4 protein-coding genes and 1 pseudogene are annotated in these 4,930 nt (G+C 68.1%); 4 read left to right on the forward strand and 1 reads right to left on the reverse strand.

The genetic code is table 11. The annotated features are described in order from the left end of the window. The 3 genes and pseudogenes from NI18_RS14465 to NI18_RS14475 all read left to right on the forward strand — a co-directional run. A pseudogene (locus tag NI18_RS14465) lies at nt 1-257 on the forward strand (DNA helicase II); the annotation flags it as partial. Between the two features lie 110 nt (nt 258-367). Then, complete coding sequence (locus NI18_RS14470; protein WP_037530826.1) at nt 368-658, forward strand: hypothetical protein; 291 nt, start codon at nt 368-370, stop codon at nt 656-658. Between the two features lie 69 nt (nt 659-727). Next, nucleotides 728-1,282 (forward strand): glycine zipper 2TM domain-containing protein, encoded by a 555-nt coding sequence (locus NI18_RS14475; protein WP_031440853.1) that lies wholly within the window; start codon nt 728-730, stop codon nt 1,280-1,282. A 160-nt stretch (nt 1,283-1,442) separates the two neighbouring features. On the opposite strand, the gene NI18_RS14480 is transcribed toward NI18_RS14475, so the two are convergent. Further along, nucleotides 1,443-3,509: a prolyl oligopeptidase family serine peptidase gene (locus NI18_RS14480; RefSeq protein WP_037530829.1), complete on the reverse strand. Its 2,067-nt coding sequence runs from the start codon at nt 3,507-3,509 to the stop codon at nt 1,443-1,445. 163 nt (nt 3,510-3,672) lie between these two features. On the opposite strand from NI18_RS14480, the gene NI18_RS14485 reads away from it, so the two are divergent. After that, on the forward strand, nt 3,673-4,930 hold a 1,258-nt coding region (locus tag NI18_RS14485; RefSeq protein ID WP_037530831.1), incomplete at its 3' end, for an MFS transporter.

Genomic DNA, 4,930 nt, shown 5'->3' on the forward strand with positions numbered 1-4,930 from the left:
GCGGCCCCGGCTGGCAGCGCGCGGCCACGCCCGGCGGCGGCTTCTCGACCAAGCCCGCCCGCGTCGTCGAAAGCCGGTCCAGCGCGATCAGCCTCGGCAACAAGGGTCGCGACGACCTCTCGCTCGGCCAGCGCGTGTTCCACCAGAAGTTCGGCTATGGCGCGATCGCCGAGATCGAGGGCAACAAGCTCGAGATCGACTTCGAACAGGCCGGCCGCAAGCGCGTCATGGACAGCTTCGTGACGATCGCGCCGTAGGACGACCGGTCGGCGCCAACCTGTACGGGAGCCGACAATCCCGTTCAGGAACGATGCCGAACCAGGATCGTATCGTCCGTCCAGCCCGATCTCGGGCAAGAGGACACGTCATGAAGTTTACGCATCTCATCGCCGCCGGGCTCGCCTTCGCCACGCTCGGCCTCGGCGTGGCCGCGCCCGCCGAAGCCCAGCGCGATCGGGGCCATAGCCAGCAGTATCGCGACAACGACCACCGCGGTGATCACCGCGCCGATCGTCGCGACTATCGCCGCAACGACCATCGCGGCCGCCACGACGGCCGCCGCTTCCGTGGCCGCGACAATGATCGTCGCAACTGGAACAACAATCGCCGTTGCCGCACCGAATGGCGCAACCATCGTCGCGTCCAGATCTGTCGTTGACGAAAGGCGGGTGGCGGCGCGATGTCGCCACCCGTTACCGGGACACCCTACCGTGAAAGGATTTCGATCATGAAGCGCTCTCTCGGCCTCGCGACGATGATCGCCGCGACCTGCCTGTCCGCCGCCGCCCCCGCCGTCGCGCAGACCAGTGCCGACAACGCCCGTTTCGCCGCCGCCCAGGCGCGCCTCGACAGCGAGTTGCAGATCTTCCGCGAGGAATTCGATCGCTACCAGTCGCTGCGCGGCAATCGTGGCGGCAGCTATGTTCCGCCGGCGCCGCAGGGCGGCTATCGTCAGGCGCCCGACCGGTATGAGGGCGGCTATCCCGACGAACGCGACGAGGGCAATTACGACCCGGCCCGCGACTATCGCGTCGGCCCGAATTATCAGGAGCGCACCCTGTCCGCCAACGACCGCGTCTATGCGGGGCAGGACGGCCGCTATTACTGCAAGCGCAACGACGGCACGACCGGGCTGATCATCGGCGCAGCCGGTGGCGGCATCCTCGGCAACGTGATCGACGGCGGCCGCTCGCGGATCGTCGGCTCGCTGCTGGGCGCCGCCGCGGGTGGCCTCGCCGGCCGCGCGGTCGAGCAGAACAACAGCCAGATCCGCTGCCGCTGATCGGGTGCGGCGACCGGGCGTCCATCACGCCCGCCGCCGTTCGCGCCCCCTCCCCCGAACTCCCGTCATCCTGACGAAAGTCAGGATCCAGGGCCACGAGCGACATCGTTTTCGGCTCTGGATCCTGGATCAAGTCCAGGATGACGGGTCCTGGGTTCCCCTACTTCGCCGGCCCCATCAGCTTCTGCGTGAAATAAGTCATCTGCAGCGCCTGCATCCGCGCCCCCTGCTCGATGTCCGCATCGCCCGAATGCCCGCCCGCGGTATCCTCGTAGAACAGATACGGCAGGCCATATTCCTTCAGCCGCGCGGCGAACTTGCGCGCATGCTGCGGCCCGACCCGGTCGTCCTTGGTCGTCGTCCAGATATAGGGCTCAGGGTAAGCCCCGCCGCGCTTGATGTTCTGATAGGGCGAGATCGTCTCGAGAAACGCCTTCTCCGCGGGGATCTTCACCGACCCATATTCGTCGACCCAGGACGCGCCCGCGGCGATCTGTTCATAGCGGATCATGTCGAGCAGCGGCACCTGGATCGTCACCGCCTTCCACAGATCGGGATGCTGGTTGAACTCGACCCCCATCAGCAGCCCGCCATTCGACCCGCCATAGATGCCGAGCGTCGCGGGACTGGTCAGCTTGCGCGCGATCAGGTCCTGCCCGACCGCGGCGAAATCGTCATAGATGATCTGCCGCTTGGTCTTGCGTCCCGCATCATGCCATTTCGGCCCGAATTCGCCGCCGCCGCGGATATTGGCGAGCACGAAGCTGCCACCGCGCTCGAGCCACAATTTGCCCATCACCCCCGAATAATAGGGCGTCATCGACGATTCGAACCCGCCATAGGCGGTCATGATCGTCGGCGTCGTCCCGTCGAGCGGCACGTCCTTCCGGTGGACGATGAAATAGGGGATCTTCGTCCCGTCGGTCGACACCGCCTCGAACTGCTCGACGACGTCGCGCGATGCATCGAACTTCGCGGGCAGCGCCTTGATCTGCTTGGCCACGCCGCCAGGCCCCGCATCGAGCGTCCACAAGGTCGTCGGCGCGAGGAACCCCGTCACCTGCACGAACGTCGCATTGCTGCGATCGGTCGTGCTCGCGACATCGACCGAGGCATTGTCGGGCAGCGCGACCGCGCGCGACGTCCAGCCCGCCTTGCCGTGCGTGAACACCATCGCCCGCCCGCGGACATTGTCATAGACGCTGGCGACCACGTGATCGCGCGTCACCGACACGCCGTCGACCGACTGGCGATCGGTCGGCGCGAAGACCAGGGTCGGCGTGAACCGGCCCTTACGCACCTCGGCGAGCGGCGCCGAGGCGATCGCGCCGGCGGGGATCTGCCCCCACGCCTCGCTGGTCGAGAAGATCACCTGCCCGTCGACCATGCCTGAGGGAAAGACGCGATCGGGAACGTCGAGCTTCACGAGCCCGGCCGGCGTGACGACGTGCTTGTCGCCGCCGAAGAAGGTCGGGCGCCGCTGGATCATCGTGATCCGGTTGCCCTGCCCGTCGGTCATCACGCTGGCATAGGTGCCGAGTTGGTCCGACGCCTCGCCGCGGAAGATCTCGCGCGCGGCGCTCAGCGGCTGGCCGCGTTTCACCTCCTTGACGACGAACGGATAGCCCGACGCGGTCATCGACCCCGCACCCCAGTCGCGCGCGACCAGCAATGTGTCCTTGTCGACCCAGCTCGCGCCCTGCTTCGACGTCGACAGCGCAAAGCCGTTCGCGACGAACTGCCCGGTCTGCAGATCGAATTCGCGGTAGGACACCGCATCCTCGCCGCCCTCGGACAGCGAAACGAGGCACAGCCGCTCGTCGGGCTGGAGGCAGGACGCGCCCTTCCACACCCATTTCTTGCCCTCGGCCTTGCTCAGTGCATCGAGATCAAGCGCGGTCGTCCAGGCAGGATTGGCCTGCGCGTAGCCCGCCTCGCTCGTCCAGCGCCAGATGCCCTGCGGATGATCGGCATCGCGCCAGAAATTGTAGATCCGGCCAAAGCGCTGGTCGGGCATCGGGATCCGGTCCTTCGCCGCCGCGATCGCCAGCGCCTCGGCATAGAAGCTCTTGTAGCGCGGATCGTTCTGCAACCGGGGCAGCGTCTTGGCATTCTCCGCCTCGACCCAAGCGAGCGGCTTGGCGCCATCCTTGTCCTCGAGCCAGATATAGGGGTCGGCGGCGGTGTCCGCGGCCGGGGTCGGGGGTCGGGGTCGGGGTCGGGGCAGGCTTTGTGTTCGTCATCGGTGCGACTTGGGCGAGCGCACTGCCCGCCGCAAGGCCGGCGCCGCCCGCCAATATCGTCGCCGCAAGCGCAGCCGTAAGAACCCGCATCGTCCATTTCCCCGAATAGCTTGGCGTCATTCATGACGGTGTCTATCGCGGTCCGCAATGCAGTCCGACCAGACAACGGCCCTGGATGGCCTTCCCAAGCCCCGCCGCTTCCTCGCGATCGCCGCCATCTCGGCGGGTACCGCGCTGACCATCATCGACGGCGGCGTCGCCAATGTCGCGCTGCCGACGATCGCGCGCGACCTCGGCGTCGACAGCAGCGCGGTGGTGACCGTCGTCACCGTCTATCAGCTGATCCTGGCGATGGCGCTGCTCCCCTTTTCGGGGCTCGGCGACCGGATCGGGCTGAAGCGCATGTATCAATATGGCCAGCTCGTCTTCACCGTCGCGACCCTGCTCTGCTTCTTCGCCAAGAGCCTGCCCTTCCTGCTCGTCGTCCGCGCCGCCCAGGCGCTCGGCGCGGCGGCCGCGCTCAGCGTCTCGTCCGCGCTGATCCGCTCGATCTATCCCGCCAGGCAGCTCGGCCGCGGCCTCGGGATCAATTCGGTGGTGGTATCGAGTTCGGCCGCGCTCGCGCCGACGCTGGGCGGGCTGGTGCTCGCGGTCGCGCCCTGGCCCTGGGTCTTTGCCAGCGCGGTGCCGTTCGCGATCCTCAGCCTGATCCTCGGGCGCGCCCTGCCCGATCCCGGGCCGCGATCCGAACCGTTCGACGTGCTCGGCGCGGTCATGTGCGCGGCGATGATCGGGCTCGTCATCGGCGGGTCGGAGACCGCGGTACACGGCGACAGCCCGGTGGTCTCGGCGGCGATCGTGCTGACCGGGGTGGCGATCGGCTGGATCTTCGTCCGGCGCGAACGCGGCGAGACCAAGCCGATCCTGCCGATCGACCTGCTCGCCCGCCCCGTCCTCGCGCTGTCCGCGATCGGCGCCTACACCGCGTTCATCGCGCAGATGACGCTGCTGTTGTCGACGCCGTTCCGGCTGACCCAGGCTTACGGCTTTTCCGCCGCCGAGGTCGGTGCCGCGATCGCGCCATGGCCGCTCGCCAACATGGTCGTGGCGCCGCTGTCCGGATGGCTGTCCGATCGCTATCCCGCCGGGCTGCTCGGCGGCATCGGCATGGCCGTCTCGATCGCCGCGCTTTTGCTGCTCGCGTTCATGCCCGCCGATCCGAGCTATTTCGCCATCGCCTGGCGGATGGCGCTGTGCGGCTCGGGGTTCGGGATGTTCATGGCGCCGAACGCGCGCCTGATCATCGGCTCGGCCCCGCGCGAGCGCGCCGCCGCCGCCGGGGGCCTGATCTCGACGGTCCGGCTGGTCGGCCAGACCACCGGCGCCACTGTCGTCGCCGCGCTGC

This window comes from Sphingomonas sp. Ant20 (assembly GCF_000783375.1).
GTDB lineage: Bacteria > Pseudomonadota > Alphaproteobacteria > Sphingomonadales > Sphingomonadaceae > Sphingomonas > Sphingomonas aerolata.

Bases quoted from the DNA above. Each gene is read 5' to 3' on its own strand.
- NI18_RS14470 (WP_037530826.1), top strand. From the start codon at position 368: ATGAAGTTTACGCATCTCATCGCCGCCGGGCTCGCCTTCGCCACGCTC.
- NI18_RS14475 (WP_031440853.1), top strand. From the start codon at position 728: ATGAAGCGCTCTCTCGGCCTCGCGACGATGATCGCCGCGACCTGCCTG.